Annotated in this window: 18 protein-coding genes and 1 pseudogene; 13 read left to right on the top strand and 6 right to left on the bottom strand. The window is 43.0% G+C overall.

Annotation, left to right across the window (positions count from 1 at the left end; all coding sequences use genetic code 11):
• Positions 1–2058, top strand: coding sequence for a BREX system Lon protease-like protein BrxL (gene brxL / locus V1U08_RS09585; RefSeq protein ID WP_330470496.1), 2058 nt, complete (start codon positions 1–3; stop codon positions 2056–2058).
• Here the strand turns inward: brxL and V1U08_RS09580 are convergent.
• Positions 2055–2357 carry a hypothetical protein gene (locus tag V1U08_RS09580; protein ID WP_330470495.1) on the bottom strand — a complete coding sequence of 101 codons (303 nt, stop codon included), beginning with the start codon at positions 2355–2357 and terminating at the stop codon, positions 2055–2057. The genes brxL and V1U08_RS09580 overlap by 4 nt on opposite strands.
• A gap of 85 nt (positions 2358–2442) precedes the next feature.
• On the opposite strand from V1U08_RS09580, the gene V1U08_RS09575 reads away from it, so the two are divergent.
• The 8 genes from V1U08_RS09575 (at position 2443) to V1U08_RS09540 (ending at position 9077) form a co-directional block, all read left to right on the top strand.
• Positions 2443–2925 carry a 5-methylcytosine restriction system specificity protein McrC gene (locus tag V1U08_RS09575; RefSeq protein WP_330470554.1) on the top strand — a complete coding sequence of 161 codons (483 nt, stop codon included), beginning with the start codon at positions 2443–2445 and terminating at the stop codon, positions 2923–2925.
• Positions 2926–4541: 1616 nt separating this feature from the next.
• Positions 4542–4832 carry a hypothetical protein gene (locus tag V1U08_RS09570; protein WP_330470494.1) on the top strand — a complete coding sequence of 97 codons (291 nt, stop codon included), beginning with the start codon at positions 4542–4544 and terminating at the stop codon, positions 4830–4832.
• A 229-nt stretch (positions 4833–5061) separates the two neighbouring features.
• Entirely contained in the window at positions 5062–5799 is a 738-nt protein-coding gene (locus V1U08_RS09565; RefSeq protein ID WP_330470493.1) for a hypothetical protein, read from the top strand.
• A gap of 139 nt (positions 5800–5938) precedes the next feature.
• Positions 5939–6487 (top strand): hypothetical protein, encoded by a 549-nt coding sequence (locus V1U08_RS09560; RefSeq protein WP_330470492.1) that lies wholly within the window; start codon positions 5939–5941, stop codon positions 6485–6487.
• Between the two features lie 31 nt (positions 6488–6518).
• A complete protein-coding gene (locus V1U08_RS09555; protein WP_274026698.1) occupies positions 6519–6776 on the top strand; it encodes a hypothetical protein in 258 nt (85 codons plus the stop codon).
• A gap of 55 nt (positions 6777–6831) precedes the next feature.
• The gene (locus V1U08_RS09550; RefSeq protein ID WP_053349474.1) at positions 6832–7065 is read left to right on the top strand and encodes a hypothetical protein; all 234 of its coding nucleotides are present in this window, start codon (positions 6832–6834) and stop codon (positions 7063–7065) included.
• Between the two features lie 96 nt (positions 7066–7161).
• Complete coding sequence (locus V1U08_RS09545) at positions 7162–7926, top strand: hypothetical protein (RefSeq protein ID WP_330470491.1); 765 nt, start codon at positions 7162–7164, stop codon at positions 7924–7926.
• A gap of 137 nt (positions 7927–8063) precedes the next feature.
• Complete coding sequence (locus V1U08_RS09540; RefSeq protein WP_330470490.1) at positions 8064–9077, top strand: hypothetical protein; 1014 nt, start codon at positions 8064–8066, stop codon at positions 9075–9077.
• Between the two features lie 172 nt (positions 9078–9249).
• On the opposite strand, the gene V1U08_RS09535 is transcribed toward V1U08_RS09540, so the two are convergent.
• The 3 genes from V1U08_RS09535 to V1U08_RS09525 all read right to left on the bottom strand — a co-directional run bounded on the left by V1U08_RS09535 (position 9250) and on the right by V1U08_RS09525 (position 13446).
• Positions 9250–10545 carry an McrC family protein gene (locus V1U08_RS09535; protein ID WP_330470489.1) on the bottom strand — a complete coding sequence of 432 codons (1296 nt, stop codon included), beginning with the start codon at positions 10543–10545 and terminating at the stop codon, positions 9250–9252.
• Positions 10546–10549: 4 nt separating this feature from the next.
• A complete protein-coding gene (locus tag V1U08_RS09530; RefSeq protein ID WP_330470488.1) occupies positions 10550–12769 on the bottom strand; it encodes an AAA family ATPase in 2220 nt (739 codons plus the stop codon).
• A 470-nt stretch (positions 12770–13239) separates the two neighbouring features.
• Positions 13240–13446, bottom strand: coding sequence for a hypothetical protein (locus V1U08_RS09525; protein WP_330470487.1), 207 nt, complete (start codon positions 13444–13446; stop codon positions 13240–13242).
• A gap of 184 nt (positions 13447–13630) precedes the next feature.
• Between V1U08_RS09525 and V1U08_RS09520 the strand changes: the two genes are divergently transcribed.
• The gene (locus tag V1U08_RS09520) at positions 13631–13975 is read left to right on the top strand and encodes a hypothetical protein (protein WP_330470486.1); all 345 of its coding nucleotides are present in this window, start codon (positions 13631–13633) and stop codon (positions 13973–13975) included.
• Positions 13976–14158: 183 nt separating this feature from the next.
• On the opposite strand, the gene V1U08_RS09515 is transcribed toward V1U08_RS09520, so the two are convergent.
• Positions 14159–14890 (bottom strand): prephenate dehydratase domain-containing protein, encoded by a 732-nt coding sequence (locus tag V1U08_RS09515; protein WP_330470485.1) that lies wholly within the window; start codon positions 14888–14890, stop codon positions 14159–14161.
• A gap of 727 nt (positions 14891–15617) precedes the next feature.
• Here V1U08_RS09515 and V1U08_RS09510 point away from each other — a divergent pair.
• From V1U08_RS09510 to V1U08_RS09500, 3 genes and pseudogenes are all read left to right on the top strand, one after another.
• Positions 15618–16229: pseudogene (locus V1U08_RS09510) on the top strand (class I SAM-dependent methyltransferase).
• Positions 16229–17356, top strand: coding sequence for an HNH endonuclease (locus V1U08_RS09505; protein WP_330470553.1), 1128 nt, complete (start codon positions 16229–16231; stop codon positions 17354–17356). The pseudogene V1U08_RS09510 and the gene V1U08_RS09505 overlap by 1 nt, the downstream one beginning before the upstream one ends.
• 115 nt (positions 17357–17471) lie before the next feature.
• Positions 17472–19859, top strand: coding sequence for a S8 family serine peptidase (locus V1U08_RS09500; protein WP_330470484.1), 2388 nt, complete (start codon positions 17472–17474; stop codon positions 19857–19859).
• A gap of 87 nt (positions 19860–19946) precedes the next feature.
• On the opposite strand, the gene V1U08_RS09495 is transcribed toward V1U08_RS09500, so the two are convergent.
• A complete protein-coding gene (locus tag V1U08_RS09495) occupies positions 19947–20834 on the bottom strand; it encodes a LysR substrate-binding domain-containing protein (RefSeq protein ID WP_255212191.1) in 888 nt (295 codons plus the stop codon).
• Positions 20835–20884 lie beyond the last annotated feature (50 nt).

The raw sequence follows: 20884 nt of genomic DNA, 5'->3' as shown, positions 1-20884 counted from the left end.
ATGGACGTTTTAGATAGTAAGTTAATTGAAATCTTTGATGGCAAGTTAGTTCGCAAAGACTTGTTGCAACGAATTAAAAAAGGCACCAATGTGCCAACGTTTGTGTTGGAATTTCTTCTTGCACGATATTGCGCGAGCGATGATGAAGATGAGATTCAGGCTGGTCTTGAAGCTGTGCTTGAAACTTTGTCGGATAACTATGTCAGACCTGATGAATCCAATGCAGCGCAATCTAAAGTAGCAACAAAAGGTAAGCACAGTTTCATTGATAAGGTTCATGTTCGTTATGTCGAAACGCAAAGACGGCATTGGGCTTCTTTAGAAAATTTTAACTCTCAGAAAATAGCGGTGGGTGATAAATTCTATAAAGAAAACAATCGATTACTAGAAGGTGGGATTTGGGCTGAAGTAAAGCTGGCCTATAACGAAATCGATGAAGATGACTACGCTTTTTATATTGAGAGTCTACGCCCAATTCAATTGAGTCGCTTTGACTTTGATGGTTATAAGCAAGGTCGAGCGTTAATGAGTCGTGACGAGTGGATGGATGCTTTACTTCGTTCAGTAGGACTCGAAGCTACGAAGTTGTCACAGCGAGTTAAGTTTCACTATCTATTACGTTTAGCACCGCTGGTGGAAGCAAACTTCAATTTTGTTGAGCTTGGACCACGCGGAACAGGTAAGTCATACTTCTACAGTGAATTTTCACCATATTCGACTCTGATATCCGGTGGTCAAGCTACAGTCGCGACTTTGTTTTATAACAAGAACAGAAAGGAGACGGGCTTAGTAGGGCACTGGGATACCATTGCTTTTGATGAAGTTGGTAACATGAAGGTGAAAGACCCTGATGTTATTCAGATCCTTAAAGACTTCATGGCAAATGGTCGTTTTTCTCGTGGTAAAGAAGTCATTGCAGATGCGAGTACCGCGTTTGTGGGCAACTTAGATCTGTCAGTGAATCAAGTTGTTAACTCGACAGAATACGACCTATTTCAACCATTACCCAAAGAGTTTGATTTAGCGGTCATGGACCGCTTTTATGCTTACTTGCCTGGTTGGGAAATGCCCAAAAACTCAAGTGATTTTCTGACCAACAATTACGGATTCATCACTGACTATCTAGCAGAGGCATTTCACCACCAGCTAAAATCAGTCAACGTCTATGAGATGGTAAATAAGCGTATAAAACTAGGCCGTGCGATTGAAGGCCGTGATGAGAAGGGTATTAAAAAGACGGTTTGTGCATTCATCAAGATGCTCCATCCTCATGGTGAATGTGGTGATGCAGAGTTCGATCAATACGTTGAATATGCTGTTGAATGCCGTCGCCGTGTTAAAGAGCAAATGAATAAGCGTAAGCCTGATGACGAATTTGCCAATATTGGTCTGTCTTACTTTAACCATAAAGGTGAGGAAGTTGTTGTTCATTGCCCTGAGTCGATTAATGCACTGGCAACATTGGAGCCATCTAAGCCAACATCAAGTGGTTCTAACGAGGAACCGACAGAAACAAACATAGCCGCTACAGAAGAAACCGGTCAGCAAGCAGAGGTTAGTGTCTCACAGGAACCAGAACTGGTTGAAGAGCTAAAAGAGCAGCACTATACGATTACCTATGATTCGACAGGTTACAGCTATGAGTCAATTGTGACGCCTTACCTTAAGGGGGCGAAAACGGTTGTAATAGAAGACCCGTATATTCGAGCTAAGCACCAACTGAATAATTTTGTCCGTTTCTGTGAAGCAGTTATCAAGCAGCCTTCCGTTGATTCTGTCACTTTGATTACTTCTTACGACGATCATACTGATGTAAGTGAGATGGCAAGCGCACTAAAAGACCTCCAACAAAGCCTTCTAGAGCTCGACGTGAAACTAGACGTGCAAGTGAATGAGAACTTACACGATAGAGAAATTCGCATTGACAATGGCTGGACCATCAAAATTGGCCGCGGCTTGGATTTTTTCCAAAAGCCGGACAGTTGGTTTGGTGTTGGTGTTAATGATCTTTCGTTGAGAAAGTGCCTTGAAACTAAGGTTGATATATTTAAGTCCTAGAGCCAGTGTTTAGGGATTTCTAAATCAAAGTTTTTGGCAGCATACTTGAGCATCGTGATAATTTCACGGTGCTTTTTTTCATCATAGGGCTGACCGTTTTGCTTGTGTTGAACAATGACTTTGAGCTCTACGAGATTAAACATACCCAACTTGTAAAAGTTTCCCCAGTTTGGTGTGCCAAATAGGTTATAGATGACTTCGGTGCTATCACGTTCGCTGGCCAAGCGCTTAGGTTCACCGATTTTGGCTAGAGCTGCTTCGCCTTCTTCTTTTGTGTCGTAGGTGTTGAGTTGTTTCATTATTTTGTACTGTTGTTGCCTATTGAACAAAGGTTATCAGAAGCCTCAAATAATGTCCTCTTCAGATAGCTAGGCTTACGAAACTCTGTGTGATATTGCGCAACTTTTTGAGGTATATCTAGAGTCGATATTGAGTCATTATCTTCCAGATTGGTTAGTGTCGAGCCAGCAGAAACTCACTGTTTATCAAGGCACTTTCTTCGAGCGGAATATGTATCCTGATTTGGTACTCACACATATCGAGACTGGCAAAATAATGGTCTTTGATGCCAAGTTTAAACGGATGTGCTCGGACTACAGAGACGTCGATAGGGCGGACTTCTACCAAATTCATGCTTATATGGCGTATTACCATCAGCAACTGCAAGTGGGTGGCTTACTCTATCCTTGTGATCGGCCGATAGAACCCGGTCAATGCTATGCCAATCAAGTCATGGGACAGGCACCTAACTCGGATGCTCACTTCATCATCATTGATGGCGTGTATGTGAATGAGGCGATGAGCATGAGTGACATTATTGAGAGTGAGCTTGAGATGGTGGGGAGGATTGAGAATTTGGTGGTTTAATGTGACGAGCTTTGGCTGTTGCTAACGAGCAGAGGCGTACTATCAAAATTGGACATGCCGGCAAGCAATAACTGACACGTTTGTTTCCAGAAGCGCGTTAGCGAGGGAATATTGCTAGCTTGTGATCACTAAGCGATTCTACCAACCGATTTTGGCGTTCGCTTCTCACATTTTTACCTCTTTCAACTCGTTCAAAATCTCCCTAAGTTGAATGGACAACGCTATTGAGCGTCGCCTTTTGTGATTACCAAAGAATGTTAATTGCAGGAATAAAAAGCCTTCAGGTCGGTAATGAAAAACGTTAAAAACCGGAGATAGAAATATAGACGGCTAAAGTGTCTATACGAAATACGTTCAATCTAAGTACGTTTATCGGTCGGTCGCAACCGCCCACAAGCGCAGACAGTTCAAATAAAAATCACAACAGGATTTCGATGAAAAATAGTTAGGCGTAATAATTTATGCCTCAAGACGAGGCGTTTTTCCGTCCTAATGGTCAATAAGGAGTATGAAATAGAGTTTGCTCCTTTCTCATTGGTACAGGTACTCAATGTAATCACGAGCAACTCACGTCAGTATCGGTGGGTTTAATTTCTAGAGTTAGACCCACCGATTTTTATTTCAAGCTTCTACGCCGATTACGTCTGTATTAGCGTCTATTTTTAGGCTACCGTCCCCTCGGAGCCTATATTCCTCCCTCTCGTTGTTACTCATTTTTCTTGGTTCAAGATATTCCAATTCTGCTCATCGTTGTCTTACTACAGATGCAAACGCAATAGCGTTGATATTCTGAGCACACCCGCCATCAAAGGAGAATTTACATGATGAAGAAATTATCGCTCACTTCAGGCTCGATGTTCTCGCCAATTGGCAAGGCATCACAAGATATGCTTTCAGAGATCCTAAAGTCGAGAAAGAGGAAACAGCGATTAACCGATGCACAAAGATGCATCACCGCTTCGTCTAATTTAAGTTAAGAAATTAGACGAAGCCGCAAACTTTAACCCAAGCCAGGACTGGTAAGGGGTGCGGAACAAAACTTAAGGAAGTGAATGGAAGTTCAAGCGTTATTCGGTGATTGAGAGCGACAATAGGCGACATAAGTCTGGCGCTATTATCCCAATGCCCACTCAATACATAACGTCATTACGCACAAAAAACACATAGCCCCCTGGTGGAGGATGCAATAAGCCCAAATGCAGCTGTCGACTGCGCCACCAGTCAGAACGAGGATGCAACACGCCCAACTGATCCACAAAAGGTGGAAAGCGTTCTATAAGTGAAGGTGAGGATGCAATAAGCCCATGTTGACATCTGGAAGAGGGAACACCTTGACTCCCACGACGTCATCATTTATCGAAACAGCCTGTGTGCTGCGCAATTGCTATGTACTAATCTATTAATCAATGACTTTGTGACTTTATTTCAATTGGTTACAAGTTTAATTAAAAATAAACATTAACACTTTGTCTTAATTCCGCGCTTTGCGCTACTTCGTTGACGGACGTGATCGTCATGTAGTGTGAATATAGGAATGATGATGGTAACAAAAAGAAAAGAGTCAGCAGTGCCCAAAAGAGCAGGCGAGTTTTTAGTCAAATTCTTTGGGGGTGACCATGAACCGCGACACTAAAAAGCAAATTTTGACCGTAATGGCGTCTTATCACAAGCGAGGGATCCCCTTTAGACGTAAACAAATGAAGCGCTTGATTGCGATACTCGATGACATCTTTATACATGAGCCGTATCTCGGCGAACGACTACAGAAAGTCGGCAAGCGTCAAATCATCGGGTATTGGCAGCGCACCCGTTGTGAAACCGCGCAAGTGAGGGCAGAAAAGTACGCCATTTTAAAATTGTTTTTCGAAACGGCGCAGTTAGCCGGGCGTGTTCCCAGACCCAAATGATGGGTTTGGGATGTTGAGTGGATAAGGACTATCTTCAACTTGGACAGCACAGCGAGAGTTGTCGCAATGACACTATTTATCGGCTGGTTTTTCCTGGTGTGTCATTTTTATCATTAAATAGTGTTCTTAATGTTTTGTAAGTAACTGAAATATATAGTTTTGTGTTAACTTGTGGGAGAAGGCAAGTCTGATTTAATGGTTAGTGAGTAATTCATATAAGGATATTGCTATGACCATGTTTACATCACGTACTATCAACTTCTTCAATTTAATGAAACGTCTGGGGCAGGTATTGCTCTTGTTTGTTTTAGGCGCTTGCCTGTTAATACTCAGTACATTGCTGGTTTCCGTTTCTGGCCAGTGGGGATGGCTGGCGTTTGGGATTTTGGTCAGTACCCTGCCGTTCCTCGGCTTTTATCTCGCCGGTTTTTTGCTTGCGCCAAAACGTTTTTATCAGGCCCAAATGTGGAAAAATCAACCCTCATCGCTGCGTTGGGGCGTTGTCATTGTGTGCGCAGTGAGTAGTTATCTTTCAATGGGTGAGTTAAACAGCGTGGCTGATATTTCTGCTGTAGGACAACCCATGCCTCTGCTCGAACAGTTACTGATCACAGTCGGCGCGGTGATATTGCTGACGGGTGTCTATATGCCGTTAAGAGCGATAACACTGTTCCGTTGTCTTGGAATGGGCAGGACAAACGCTATCGGTGAAGTGTTTGACGAACACAATAAAGACACGTATTCCTCGTTGGCGATACCGCCGCTGCCGGTGAGTATCATGATGTTAGTGATGATGTGTTACTCACTGACTGCTTTGAGTACTTCGAATGCGCCAGAAGGGGCTAACTACCTGCTTTTCTTCCTGCTAGAAATTACCGCAGCTTTAGACATTGCGTACGTCTATCGAAACCGTACAAAGGGTGGCCCTCATTTTCACCTTAAAGACCTTGCAGCCCGACAGGCATGAACGCCTGAATAGTTTCTGAACTCGAGTGCGTGGACAGTTCCTCCTCGCACTCGTTCGCGTCTTAAAAAGATTGGAGGGCATTATGCTTCTGGTACTCCGTATAGGGTTGACTCTCTATTGTTTTCTCACCGTGGACAGCGTGTCCGAATGGTTAGCCGTCTCACTCAGTGGCGTGCTGACGGTGCTGATTTCGCTTTTCATCATTGTGCCCAGTTTTAAGTTGTCATTTTGGCGAACTCTCCAGCAACTGGCTTGCAGTCGCCTTGTGCTGACAGGCATCAGTGCATTTGTCATCGCAACGTTTGTTTATGGGCAACTGACACTCTTAGTCGAACTCAACCAACATCTACTAAAGGGGCTTCATCGGCCAGATTTTACGGGTTATTGGGCCGCAGCCCGGGCCTACGATACCTTTTTCGTTTGGGTTGGGTTGTCCCTGGTCTTAACCATTTTGCTGGAAGAGTGGCGGGTGCTGTTTTCTCGCCCGCCAACGTTTAACTGGTACTACTTACAGGGTGTGTCGGTGATGTTGGCGTTTGCCGTTGTGGCGTGCGGTGAATACCTCGGGTCAGCCACACAAGCCTGGCTGAGTGTGGTGGCCTCTTATGTCGTCATTGTTTTATTCCATATTGGCGGTTTTATGTTTGACCAGAAACAACCGAAACGAAACACACGCTGGCTGGTTTAAGCCATTCGGTTTTTAACAAGAGGGACAGAATATGACTACGGACAGAAAAGAAACAGAAGTGCAACCAATCAAACCCGGCATCGAAATAATGGCGATTACGATACTCACGATACTTACGGTTATTTTCCTGTTAGCGAACCACATATCTGAATCAACCTTTCAGGCTCACTGCCGGGGTTATGAAGAGAGTATTGAAAAGTCACTGAAACAAACGATGGCCGGTGAGGATGAACTTCATTTAATTCAAACCAACTTCCAGCAATACAAAAAAGATTGCAGTGCGCATTAACAGGGTGTTCGGGCTGACATGAGCGAAGGTTAAACACAACAGAAGGGGAGTTCACATGACAGAAGAAGAGAAAGCGGAAGTGAAGAAACTCATCAACGAGCAAAACAAGGCTATAGACCAACGTATTGAATCACAGGAGAGAAAACTCGATGCGCTGCTTAACCGAGCACCATGGTGGCACTGCTTTTTTAACGAGACTCTCGATGTGATTTTGGCCACGCTCTGCAAAGGCATCATTTTGGGAATACTGGTGTTCTACCTGCTGATCAACCCAATTATTTCAGGTTAAAGACGTGGGCGATAAGAGAAGCCTCGTGTTTTCTGCCTGGAAAAGAGGCTATTCGGCAAACGATGAGCGCGACCAACGTGTCGATAAGGATATCAAATGGGACAAGGTGTAACTTTCAATCGCAGCGTCTATCTGAGCCCGATAGTGTTGATACTGTTTGGTTGTAAAGTTGAGCATATAAAAAGCGATTATTTATGCTTCAATGCGGATAACCACTACATTGATGGCAGTACAGGAACGTCGGCGGTATTCCGGGTCGACAGCGGGCATGGCACCCAGATAGGCTACAGTGCAAACGGGAGACTGGTTCTGCACAGTGAATGTGCCGCCGCCCTGACCATCAGGGATGATGGTTCAACCACCTATGCCTGGTTTGAATATGGCCGTGAAGTTGAGTACGACAGTATTCAATCTTTGCGCTTTTTTACCGCGAATCAGCGCATCAACCTCCACGCACGCAGAAACATCAGACCAGGGATACCAACCGAAGAGTTCTCGGAGCGAAGCTTTGATTATAACAGTCGACCACAGCGCACGCGGACGGTGTTTTATGGCGAATTTCCGTATTCAGAAATCGATGTACGTGACAAATATGACCAGAAATTAATTCGACAAGTCTCAGCTTCAATTGGTTCAGCGTCGAAAGTCTATCGATGGAACGATAATACCGACCAATTTGATTGTCTGTATACGTCGCACACTGATACGGTATTTGATATCGGGTGTCAAAATGAAGCGAGTTTAGACCAGCAATATCTCGGTCTTAGGGCGCCGCTTGACGATTATTTCCAGTCACTGTCCCAACCATTTTTATATGAAACAGAGGAAGCTGAAATCCAACGTCATATCGATCGCTATTAATCAAAATTCATCTCAGGCGATACGATATCCTCGTTCTGAGAGGTGATGCCTGCGCTCATGTTGCTCCTAAATAGTGACTGAACACAATAGTTCGTTGCGTTCTTTGCCTTACTTCCTTCTCGAAAAAGGAGTAAGTCATGAGGAAGAGAAATTACGTTGGTCACTTGGCAAAGGCACCAAGAGACTTTAATAAGCCGAATTTCAATCTGGGGTCGAGAGACATGTTTAAAGCGCTGATTAATGCCAGTTTTGAAAATCAGGGCGGGATGGTCACCAACACTCACAGAACCAGGTTGCCCGCTCTAAAGCTCTTTATCTCTTTCATCAAAACCCATACGCCTGTCAAACGGTTAAACGAGATAGAAAAGCAGCACGTCGTTAGTTTTGGCGAATTCCTGAAAAACAACGCAGACGAAGAATTGTTATCTCCAGCAACCGCCCGAGATTATCTTTCTCATGTCAATCGAGCGCTTGCACAAGCAAGAGGGGATGAAGCGTGTGTTGTGAACGCGACACGGGATTTGGGTTTTACCCCCAAGTCTGGCATTGCCACCGTTGATGGCTCCGTCAAAGAGGCACTTCATGAAAAAGTGCTTCCACAGGTCACCCCTGAAGTCGGCTTTGTGATGCAATTGCAGCGTACTTTTGGTGTCAGGTTCAGGGAAGGTGCGCTTTTAGATGCGTCGAGGGTTTTAGAAGAGCTCCACAGCGGACGGGCACCGATGTTGTTACGTGGCACGAAAGGTGGTCAATCAAGGCCGTTACCTGTGGATTCGAAAGAAAAGTACCGGTTGCTGGTGAGAGTGGCGGCATTTCAGCAGTCCCTTGGGCAGGATTCACTTATCCCTTTTCACTTGTCATTTAAAGCTTTTCAGAGCGATGCGTGGCGACAAACCAAACATGCAGATACCTCTTACCTGAGCCACGGCGAACGCAAGCACTTTGCTTGTGAGGCGTACTATCAGCTTATGGACGTTCGCTGCCCGGTTCAGGCCAATGTGGCACATGGAAAAAAGCACCATCAGTACATTGCGAGTACGCTTAACATCAGCGAAGCAGAAGCGAAACAACGTGATTATGAAGTTCGACTAAAGATATCCAAGCTACTTGGCCATCATCGAGCAAGCATCGCCAATGCTTACTTGGGATAGGGGAGTAGCTATAGTAAATTTCAGAAATACGACAGAATCGCTCGGTGATCAAACGCTTTTATAAAGTGTCGTAACTCAGAATTGGGACAGAAGTTTGTCAGGGACTCTGTTAAATTAGCATCTAACGGATTACCTCAAGTATCGAACACCTCTAGGCATAAACATTCGCACTTCAGACTTGCTTATGAACATGGAAATGTTTAGTCCATTCTCCAGAAACCAAGCTACGTGTTTCTAAGCAAAAAGGTACTGACCAAATAACCAGCTCATCAGAAAAATAGAACGGTGGAAGTGCCGATTTAAACTGCTGATGCTTTGGATATATCAGCATCATATGACCTCGACCTTTTTGGTATTTATGGCCATACGCAAACATCTGATATAGATCGGCCTGAGAGATTCCATATTTCTCATTTGATTGATACGCTGATTGATCTATGAGCTTCCACTTGGTATCTAAAACCTGGTTACCCATTGATGTTTTCAGCAACAAATCAGGCTTTAGTTGAAACAGTTTCATTGACTGTGCCCTATTCTCCGGCGTATGCCGCAATAGATACTTGGAGCTAACCTGCGATTTTAGTAAGCAATCTTTAGGTAATTGCTTATGTAAGGTAGATTCCACATACTTTTCAAATAACTGCTCCATAGGGAACAATAATGAAATGCCGCGATGTACGCCTTGCTGAAAATTTGGATTCAGTTTTTCCAATATCAGAGCACACCATGGACGTAGGGTATCGTATGCTTGCATCAGTTTATTGCTCTTCCAGTTACGCATTTGATTTAACGGATCCGGCAAGGTGGGAATATCTGCCATACGATGAGATAACTCGTTTGCTAACCGCCAATTTTCACTAGTTCTACAGGCAGTAAATACATATTCCAGAGCTGTTTTGAGCAAGCGGTTTTCTACACGTTCAGGTGAATAAATATCATGGCTGATATGAAAAAAGTGCTGCTTACCCGCAGACTGTCGTTGCTGCTGAGCGACTCGTAACTGTCCTCGAATAAACCGACTCTCCTCATCAGTACGTTGATAATCAAAACGCAAGCCCCGTGTTACCAACTTTTGGAGCTCTGATAGAAATTGACTAAAGATCCATTCATGCAAAGGCTGACGCATCCGCATCAGTTTTGCAGCATCAGCTACTCTTGGTTTAATACCCATCGCAGTCATCAACATGTCTTGCAGGATACGCCGAGCTGAATCAGAATTTTCGAGTCCTAACCCCGTCTTTGGCAATATCTCTATTGCCTCTCCTCTGGGGCTCTGCAAAAAACCAACATAGCTGCCTAACTTCAAAGAGCGTTGACTATCAATTATAGTTATTGTCTCTGAACCCTTCCATGCAGCTGTCAATTCCTGCAACCAATCTAATGTAGCTCTGGATACCACAGCGCAATCCAATGAAGGAACCACCCGACTATCAGTTGTGAGGCGAGCGTACTCGCGCACTTGAATCATTTGGCTATTCCCCTGCTACATTAAATATTCCCTTATAAGAATCCGGATTAGTAAACGCCCGTTGGTTAATTCTATATCTACGATCGATAACTTCGTCTGCAATAGCATTAGTAAACAAGTTACTCAATGGCTGCCCAACTGCCTCCGTCTGAATAAACTGTGCATCTGGAGCCTTACCAGGATCATTTAAAACCCAACCTATGCGTTCCCAATCCGCAAAAAAGTATTCCTGGAGTAGTGGTATAACGCGTTTAGCAAAGATATCTGCCAGTAACATTTCTTTTTCACCTTCAGAATCCACACCTTTGAGCGGCCAAAAGTAAGCGTGTCCGAGCATATGATCACGATCTAAAAGAACCTCTATACGTTGATTGAGTAAATCTAATAATTCACCTATATCTACTCCATGTACAGAAATCCCAGATAGAAGAGTTGGTTCCGGCATTAATTCTGCGAACTCAAACCTCCGACGCAATGCCAAATCTAGTTGTGCCAGTGATTTATCCGCAGTATTCATAGTTCCTACAACATAAAGGTTGCTTGGCACATCAAAAGGTTCTTTTGAATATGGAAGAATAACTGAACGCGCATCTGCACCACCTTTGCGTTTATCAGGCTCTAGAAGAGTAATCAACTCTCCAAAGATACGCGAAATGTTTCCACGGTTAATTTCGTCAATAATTAACACATAATTTTGGACCGTTGAGCGAGATGTTTCCGGGTTTAAAGAAACCGGTAATTCTATCTGCTGCTTTTCAAGTTCAGCCACCAGTGAGTTCCAGTTTATGCGATTGAGTGGGTACACTGTTTGTTGCACCATTCTCATATCATTGTTGAGTGGCAAGATATTTAGCTCTATGTTTTTCAGCAACCATTTTACTTTACGGGCATGGGCATACCCTTTGTTGCACTCCGTTTCATCAAAATAATAATCTGATTCAACAACCCCGATAGCCTGAACAGTTTCAGCGTTTTTAAGGCATAGCAATACATCTCCCACCTTCATTTCATGTGAAAATGCACTGATGGCGGTGCGATTCCGGGAAGACAGATCTTTGTCCCAATATTCCTGCTGCTCGTGTGTCCTATCATCCCACTCCAGAGATAGATCTCCGGTATCATTCCAACCAATGCGAGCCTCTCCAGCGTCAATATACTTATCACGCATCTCTTTTTCATTGGTACGACCAATGGAGATCTTCCAAATATCAGGGGATTCCGAAAGTCCAATATCTTGGTGCGTTGACACAGCTTTAACGGCTCGATCACACATTCGCTTAAACACGCCATCTTCAGTTTTGTATTCTAGTGTTTTGGTCTCATTAGATGTTTTGGCTCGGATGCCCTCAACAAAGTCTTCATAAGAAAAGCTCTGATGAAATGTTGTAAGCGCGATGCGTCCATCAGAACATAGCTCTTCATAGCGAGCTTTAATTGAGGCACGCTCCTGGTCTTCGTCCAAACCCTGACTTTGTAGCTCTTCAAGCCAATTTGGATCCGCTAATGAAATTGAAAGATGTGTTGTTGAGTAGGTCTTTCCTGTTCCTGGAGGGCCATAAAGTATCTGGTTTAAAGGTTGCCCGTAACCTAGTTTCTCGTCATCTTTCATATTTTTACCATCCATAGATACAGTGGAAGCTTTAGGAGATTGTTTCGATATATGAAAACGGTCTTTACGCTCTGAATCTTTTGTAATGCACAATGTTACCGGAGCTGTATAGTCAGCGAAACGCTGGTTGAATCTGGCTTTGATACGTCCAAATTTGCTTAAAACACAAGTTAGTCGTTCCTCTCCATCCGGCCAGCACAGAGTAAATTGAGATTCACTAATCCCCTTTTCATTAGCAATAAATTCTGTAGGAAAGAAACCATTGTGGTCCCTCACGACTATATAGCCGTTTCTGATTGCACCATCAGTTAACTCAACAAAATAACTATTAGACTTATCTTGAAATGTACTCTTCTGGAATTCAATCCAATCTCGAAGGCCTGAGCGAGTGCTGCCACTGTTCTTATCGCCCACACTCTTATACTTCCCGCCAGGACCATAGTCTGACCAGATTTTGTCTAGCTCACCTAGATCATTAATACTGAACACATCTTTACCGTAGTGCCCGGATACAGTATTGACACCTGATACGTACGCATTCACCGTATTTTCTGTTCGCCGCTTTTCATTTAGCAGAAAACTTTTGAATTCTTTTTTTCTTTCTTCTAGTGCCATCACGCCTACCAAACGTTTTTGTTCAAACTTTTCATCACCGATAAAGGACCTATAAAAAGCCTCTTAGTCACGATACTCTGCTCTATTTCAAACACTTGAAATCGACTGGTATGTTAAAATCTATGTTTAGACTTCCGAATCAATGTAACTCTTTTGAATATCGAACTTCAGGTACTTAATCATTTTCGTATTTTCAACATGTTATGATAAATAGTCTACGAGAGCAGTGATCTGTTTAGCTACTTTGTGTCTGGACATGAGATTAAATGAAAAAAACCTTGAGTATTAAGGTTACTTTGTAGAGTGATTACAATTTTGGCCACATAGATAGATGAGAAAAATTAAGTCAAATTACTAACTTTGAAATCAGGTTCAATCTCATCTTGGCTCACTTTGGGGCGTAAGCTTCTCTGTACGTAAGGCACGATCCATACATTACGTACTGCTTTAAGGCAAGTGCTACACCGTATTTACTCATCCTTATTGATTTCCAACTTTTTATCGCACCAAGCTATAATTCTCGCAGCATAGAAGGTCAAAACACCAACACCTAACATTAGGATAATATAGAGCCATCCAAGCCAGTAAAAAAACTTAGGTACATTTGGGGCAATAACTGCGGCTACGCTGCCTAACGACATTAATGAGAAAACAATTTTCCAGAAGACTTTCTTCATAGTGAACCCCTAACTTAAGTTAATAGAACACCCAAGCTAGCATGTCTTTTTTATTTCCAAAGTCCCCACAACGCGACCTAAAACTTATTGGGGAGTCCTATCGGAATCACCTCTCAGTGACTCTATAATTCCTTTGCTAAATTTGAAGTTGGGTTAGTCACAAACAACGTGGTGAAACTAAGCAATGAAAAAGGTGAATATTGGATTAACTTTAGCAGTTGTTACTGTCATTCTTACTTTTATTGGCTCAACAAATAAAACGTTCATAGGGCACTGGGGACAAGGGGTACTAGTTATGATTTGGGTTTACTACCCACCTTTGATTCTTGTTGGGATTTTTCACATTTTTAGTCACCGAAAAGTCATTTATTCGTTTACAAATAACCTTTGGGTCATGGGAGCTTTGGCAAATATACTACTTCTCATCTCGCCTGTATCTCTTTTACGTGATGATATTGGTGTGGGGTGGCTTTTATTATTCACAGTAACATTGATAGATATGGCCATTTTGTTCACTAAGAAAAAATGAAATATATGCTGAGCTAATATCTAGCTGCAACAGTGTGGTGAATTTCACTAATAGTGAAAGCACTGATGACAGTAACTGGACCTCAATATGAGGGAATAAAAAACCAGACGCAATTAGAGTACGTCTGGCTGCATTATGATAATTCAATTCACTAACAATGTCAGTTGGCTAGGTGCCTGCATCTTACTGACTAACTTTAGCTAACTTCTTGCCCATCTCAATCGCCGCAGTGAGCTCTTTTCGTGCCTCAGTTTCGCTAATCGTTTGTTCGCGTGGCTCAACTTTCATGAGCAGAAATGAAGTTTTGTTGTTTTTGTTATCCTGAACACCTTTCTCAACCACTTTCAGATTGGTATAGACGGTATCGAGTACACAAGCACCGATAGCTGCCGTTCCAGTCGGTAGTTCGCGGTCTGCTACTAGTTTTGCTGCTGCTGCGGTTCCCTCAGGAATTTCTAGTTCCTTCGGTTGGATGCCAGCTTTCCAGGCGTTAATCTGTTTCAGGGCCGCAGGGTGGGACGCTATCATAGTAATGGCCGTATCATTAGCAACGTCTCGTTGGTTCATCAGTACGCACATTTCTATCGGCGTCTCAATGAATGCCTTGACGCTGAGTAGGCGGTATTGCTGAAATGCTTCCACGGTGGCTTGTACTAATCGACCGTCAATAGTGCTATTTTCAACTGCACTGAACGCTAGAGCACTGTTGTCGATCGATTGTTGGAAAGTATTGCTTGGCGTACCCGCAAACGTCACAGAGGCACTTAGTGATGGTTGCTGTTCAAAAAGCTTTGTAATAGCAGCATCGTTGAAACTCCCTCTCGAGGCTTGTGCAAAAACTGACTCACTGGCAGTCGTGAGAGTTGAAAACATAAGAGTGGAGGCGGCAATGGCGATTCCTAGCGGTTTTAACATCCGTATTTCCTTTACAATATATGGGTAAGAGCGGTTTAATATGATAATTTTATCTTGTTGATTTTAGATATCTTATCACTAATTATGGTCAGAGCAGTTTATCTCAGATAAATTTGATTCTGAGGCCCCGCATTCTGATGTGTGCGTTCCGTTTTCATAAGTCGTGTAGCGACTCTAACCTCTATCGCTGGTATGCGTTGTCATTATTTGGGTTGGGTGAATCGTCACCGACTTGATAGATATTTTATGTATTGTAATGTCGCTTAGTAAAGTGTTTAGTCTGACCAAAAGATAAAGAATTCTACGGAACAAATATCTCTGATTTATAGTTACGATAAGCACTTGCAAACTGTCCTATAAGTCCAGTAAAAAGTCGAACGTAGAGGCAGAGGAGATGGTGGCTTGGATAGGTTATTTAACGATAAATGTGAACGTCATAACAGAAATGAAATTGTATAAAATGGCGTAGAAAATAATTTTAAAATCGCTATATTTTCCTTTTATTTCATTATCTTATTGTTGTCGTTTGACGTTCTCACTCACATTCTTGAAGAAAGGCGTCTTAGGACGTCTTTTTTATATCTCAAAAACAACGAGTGATTTTTCGTTGTCTTCTCTAACTAGTTGTTGTGACGCAAATCACAATAACTCATTATTTATTAATACTTAATCGCCTTATGCAACCATGCTATTTATCATCATTGAATGGTTGATGGTGGCTTGGTTCATGTCTGTAAATATCTCTTATTAAGATAAAAATGCTGTTGAGCTAGCGAAGCAATATGACTCTCTTTCATTTGAGTCAGTGCACCGTTCATGGAAACAGTATTGGCCAGGAAAAGGCGCGAATGTTTTGGATGTTGGTGCAGGTTCTGGTCGGGATGTTCAGTGGTTTTGTGATCAAGGCTGCTTTGTTGTTGCTGTTGAACCTGCCAGTAATCTCCGCCAATTAGCCATTTCAAACTCCTCGGCGCAAATTGTATGGGTAGGGGAGTCACTGCCTGACTTGACTCGTGTCAGTGAATTGCCGTACCAGTATGACCTTATTTTATTATCTGCAGTTTGGATGCATTTAACTACCAAGCAGCGAACTGAGTCGATGAGGGTTTTATCACTTCTTTTATCTGACAGAGGAAAATTGGTGATTACGTTGCGTCATGGGAGTTTTGATGAGGGACGCGAGACATACGGTGTATCAGCAGCTGAAATAGAAACTATGGCTAGAAAACTCGGGTTCTCTGTCTGTCATGTTGTTGACGGAGAGGACGCTTTAAATCGACCTGAAGTTAAATGGCAAAGCGTGATTTTAGAAAACACTAAAACGTTGAAAGGTAAATGATGGCGCTGGAGTATTATTTAGAACGTTTTCAAAATTTAAAAATGAATAGTTCTGGTGGTCAAAAGAGCCCACATAAAGTCTGTATGTTACTGGCAGTAATGGATCTCATTCAAGCGGGGCATATTGTTTCCAACCAAATTACATTCAATCAGATACTTAAAGATCAGTTTACTCGCCATTTCAACACCTTTGCGCAAGATAAAGACAAAGATACGCCGGAAAATCCTTATTTTCATCTGAGAAGTGAAGGATTTTGGCACCTTTCATATAAAGATGGATATGATGAAAAGACCACAAGCCGATATTCATCGAAGTCTGTGGCTTATGCATTTATTGATGAAGAGCTATTTGCGTTCATGAAAAGTTATATTGTGTCTAATGAACTCAAACAAGCACTGATTTCAAATTTTTCAGATTTAGCAACGCTCTTTCGTCAATGGCTAGTCGATATTGGAAAATCCGATAAAACCGCAGTTAACTACCTTGGAGCTATTCGTGGCTCAATGTCTAATTGGTTGATCGAGGCGGGGGAAATTGATCAACCGCTAACTAATATTAATTCATATCGAAAATTTCTTGATTATAAAGAAAAGGTAAAGAGGTTAGAGGAGTTTCAAATTCGCGATGCGAAAGGCAAAGGAATGTACAGTGCTGCTCTATCTCATTACAACAAGTTTCTCGCTGATCTATCTCAAATCGATATTAACGCAGATATAAAGCAAGTCATGTCGGATAATACTTTATCGGAAACAGAAAAAACAATTTTGGTAAATACTAGGATGGGTCAAGGACAATTTAGGGCAAAGCTTATTCATATGTGGGGTGGGTGTGCGGTTACTGGATATAGAAATACACAAATGTTGTTAGCTTCTCATATCAAGCCGTGGCGTGATTCAAATAATGAGGAGCGTCTGGATAAATTTAACGGGTTATTACTGCTGGCTAATTTAGATAAAGCTTTTGATATCGGTTTTATTTCTTTTGATGATGACGGAAAAGTTATGATCTCTAGCCACTTAGAAGATCCTTCTGTAATCGGGTTGAGAGAGGACATGTCTTTTAATCTTTATCCAGAGCATAAGTCGTATCTCGGTTATCATCGCGCAGAATTATTTAAGGGCTTTTAAGATAAATAAACCGTTATGAGCGTATATCAAAAACACTTTTAAAGAATGCTATAGACAAAATCTGTCCTAGACTGACTAGTGAACTGTGTAAACACTCAATAAGAAGAGAACGACTATGTTTACTAGCACCTTTGTCAAAACAATAAGAGCGCAGACTAAAAAGTTGTGGTGTGTTTTGTTCCTCGCTCTTACCTCTATTCCAATTCATGCAGCCTCTCCTTCGGCTCGTGCTGAGCTTGAAAATAACCCATCATTAGCCTACTCATCAGAGTCGGTTCTGATACGTTTTAAACCTGAAGCCAGCGCGGCAAATAAACAACAAGCAAGGCAATTGGTGAACGGTAAAACGATGCGCCAATTTGCGATTGTGAATGCGCTTGAGCATCTTGAGTTAGGCCTCGGGCGCAGTGTAGAAAAGGCGATTGAAACCTTACAACGTTTGCCTTTTGTCGATTTCGTCGAACCTGATTATGTTATTCGTGCTTACATGGAACCCGATGATTATTACTACACGGAGGGGTTGCAATGGGCACCAGACAATGATGGCAGCTTTTATTTGAATTTGTGGGGGCCATTCTTAGGTACGTTGTTCCCAATAAAGGCGGGTGCGGATATTGATGCCAATTTAGCTTGGGACATCACCACGGGTAGCTCGGATGTCATTGTTGCGGTGATTGATACTGGGGTGGACTATAACCATGAAGATTTAGCAGGAAATATGTGGTCGAACACTGGCAGCCCTAGTGGAGTTCATGGTTATGACTTTTATAACGACGATAATAACCCTATGGATGAACATGGGCACGGAACCCATGTGGCCGGTACGATATGTGCCCAGGGTAATAACCAAGTCGGTGTCGCGGGCGTTGCGTGGCAATGCCAGATTATGGCGCTGCGTTTCCTAGGCGCTGATGGTTCAGGATACACCAGTGATGCGATTAGCGCGATTGAGTATGCCGTAGAGAATGGCGCGAAAATCTCAAATAACAGCTGGGGAGGAGAGCCTGAATTTTCAAATGGACTCTACGCTGCAATACAAAGTGCCGCGACGAGTGGCCACCTATTTATCGCGGCTGCTGGCAACGGAGGTAGCGATGGAATAGGCGATAATAACGATTCGACAGCAGATTATCCTTCATCCTTCGATTTAGATAACATCATTTCGGTTGCCTCAACAAACGCCAGCGATGACCTTTCATCTTTTTCAAACTACGGTAGTAGCCGCGTTGATCTTGGCGCTCCGGGCGAAGACATCGTGAGTACTTATACGATAGCAGGGGACTATGAAATAGCATCAGGTACCTCAATGGCTGCACCTCATGTTGCTGGTGTCGCTGTTTTGGTGGCGAGCATGCATCCCGAATGGGGCTATGCAGACATTAAAAACCGTATTTTGAGCACGACTCGTCCGCTGACATCTTTAGCAGGGAAAACAGTCACCGGAGGTGTTCTTAACGCTTTGAATGCGGTTCAAGAGCCCGCGACTTTACCCGCTGCGCCAACCTCACTCTCTGCGACGGCTATCTCCGATACAGAAATCATTCTTACGTGGGAAGATAATTCGAATAATGAACAAGGGTTCCGTATAGAGCGCGACAGTGGCTCTGGCTGGGAGGTAGATTTCGCCAGCGTTGAAGCTAATGTCACCACTTATAGTGATACGGGTTTAACAGCTGAAAACTATTATGACTATCAAGTCGTTGCTTATAACGAAGTGGGTGATTCCGCCTATACAGATGTGGCGTCCGCGACGACACAAAGTACGCCTTCTGAGACGGTTCAAACTACGGTAGCGAGCAGCGAAATATTTGGTGCAGGCACAGTAACAGGAACTTATGCCGATACTGAGGCTGATGATGGTAACGTTCAAACTATTGTTGAGCGTTTATCCGGAGGAAAACCAGCCAATCGTTATAGCTACCTACAACATACGTGGGTATTTACAGGCGTTGCCGTAGGTACTTCCACACTAAATATTGCGGCTGGATCGACTACTTCTTCAGATGGGGAAGCCTTTACATTTAGTTATTCTGTTGATGGTTCGAGCTATTTGAAATTAGATGGGCTCTCTGTTAGTGGTGGAAAGGGAAGCTACAGTGCCAATCTACCAGCGGGAGTCGATGGTACGGTTTATATCCGTGTTACAGATACTAATCAGCTTGCTGGTAACGATGTGTTAGACGAAATATTTGTGGATCAGCTTGTGATCGAAACTGAAGTTGGGGGCACTCCTCCTTCTGAACCTGAACCAGTCGTCCCTGTTCTTACATTGTTTGACCAGTATCTATCTGGTAAACCTGATTGGCACAACGTTGTCTTAACCTGGGAAGACGCGTCAATGAGTGTAGATGTTTATCGCAATGATAATCTTATCGCACCTAGCGTATCCGGAGGAACGTATAGGGATGAAAAAATAGGCAAAGGTAGTGCAACCTATACTTATAAGGTGTGTGAAGCTGGAACTACCAATTGTTCAAGTGAAGTAGTCGTTATTTTTGAATAGATAAACTTAGCTCTTTAATGATGCGCGAGGCTCGCTTTGAAAACCCCAGACCCATTGTCTGGGGTTTTCTGACTCTAGTTGTTAATTCTACGCTTTATGTTTGAGCGCGTATAAGCGACATTCTGCGATGCAACTCAGTATGCCTATCTCACGCTCTTTCGTTTTTAAGCAAACCAGAGACACGGTTTGAGGTTCAGGCTCGGGGTGAAGGGTATCGATATCAACAAACGTAACGTGTGGTTGGTATTTGTCTTTTAATCGTGCTGGAACGATCGAGTAGCCTACGCCAGACTGAATCATGTTCATTAGTGTAAAAATATCTTCCACCTGCATGCCGATATTAGGTTTAAGGTTGTCCCTTTCAAAGCACTTCATGCAATGTTCATAGGTAGCAAAGCCAGGCGATAGAGTGATGAGCTTTTCATTGGCGAGCTCTTCCAGTGCTATCTTGGTTTTGTTGGCAAAAGGCGAAGAGTTGGATAACGCAATCACCATGTGATCTTGATAGATCGGCATGACAGTATAGGTACTATTCGCCGCGGTGTGCGGTTGCGCAATAAGTGCGACGTCGATTTCCATTTTATCTAAGCGTTGCAGTAGCGTTTGGTTCGAGCCTTGGGTGATCGAAACCTGAAGCTCTGGTCGTCGATTTTGCAAACCTGAGACAACACTTGGAACCAGATCATACGTTAACGAATACAAGCTACCTAATGCCAACTTGTCGGCTTGAATCCCCAGCTGCTCTTTCGCTTCTTTGATGGCGGAATCCAGTTCATTCAACAGTTTTTCTGAGTAGGTATACAAGGTTTCCGCACTTTTCAGCGGGCGGAGGGAACGGCCTTGAGTCTCGAAAAGTGGGCACTCAATCGCTTCTTCTAATGAGTGCAGCGCTTTATGCACACTCACCACACTAATATCCAAATTACTTGCAGCATCTTTCATGCTGTTGTGTTTCATAAATTCATGAAAAATCATTATTTTCTTTAACGTAACACCATCGTTAATCATGTTTGTTCGAATCCGTT

The sequence above is a fragment of the Vibrio sp. YYF0003 genome (assembly GCF_036350715.1).
Classification (GTDB): Bacteria; Pseudomonadota; Gammaproteobacteria; order Enterobacterales; family Vibrionaceae; genus Vibrio; species Vibrio natriegens.
The sequence above is the reverse complement of the archived record's forward strand: the minus strand, read 5'-3'. Positions and strand labels throughout refer to the sequence as shown.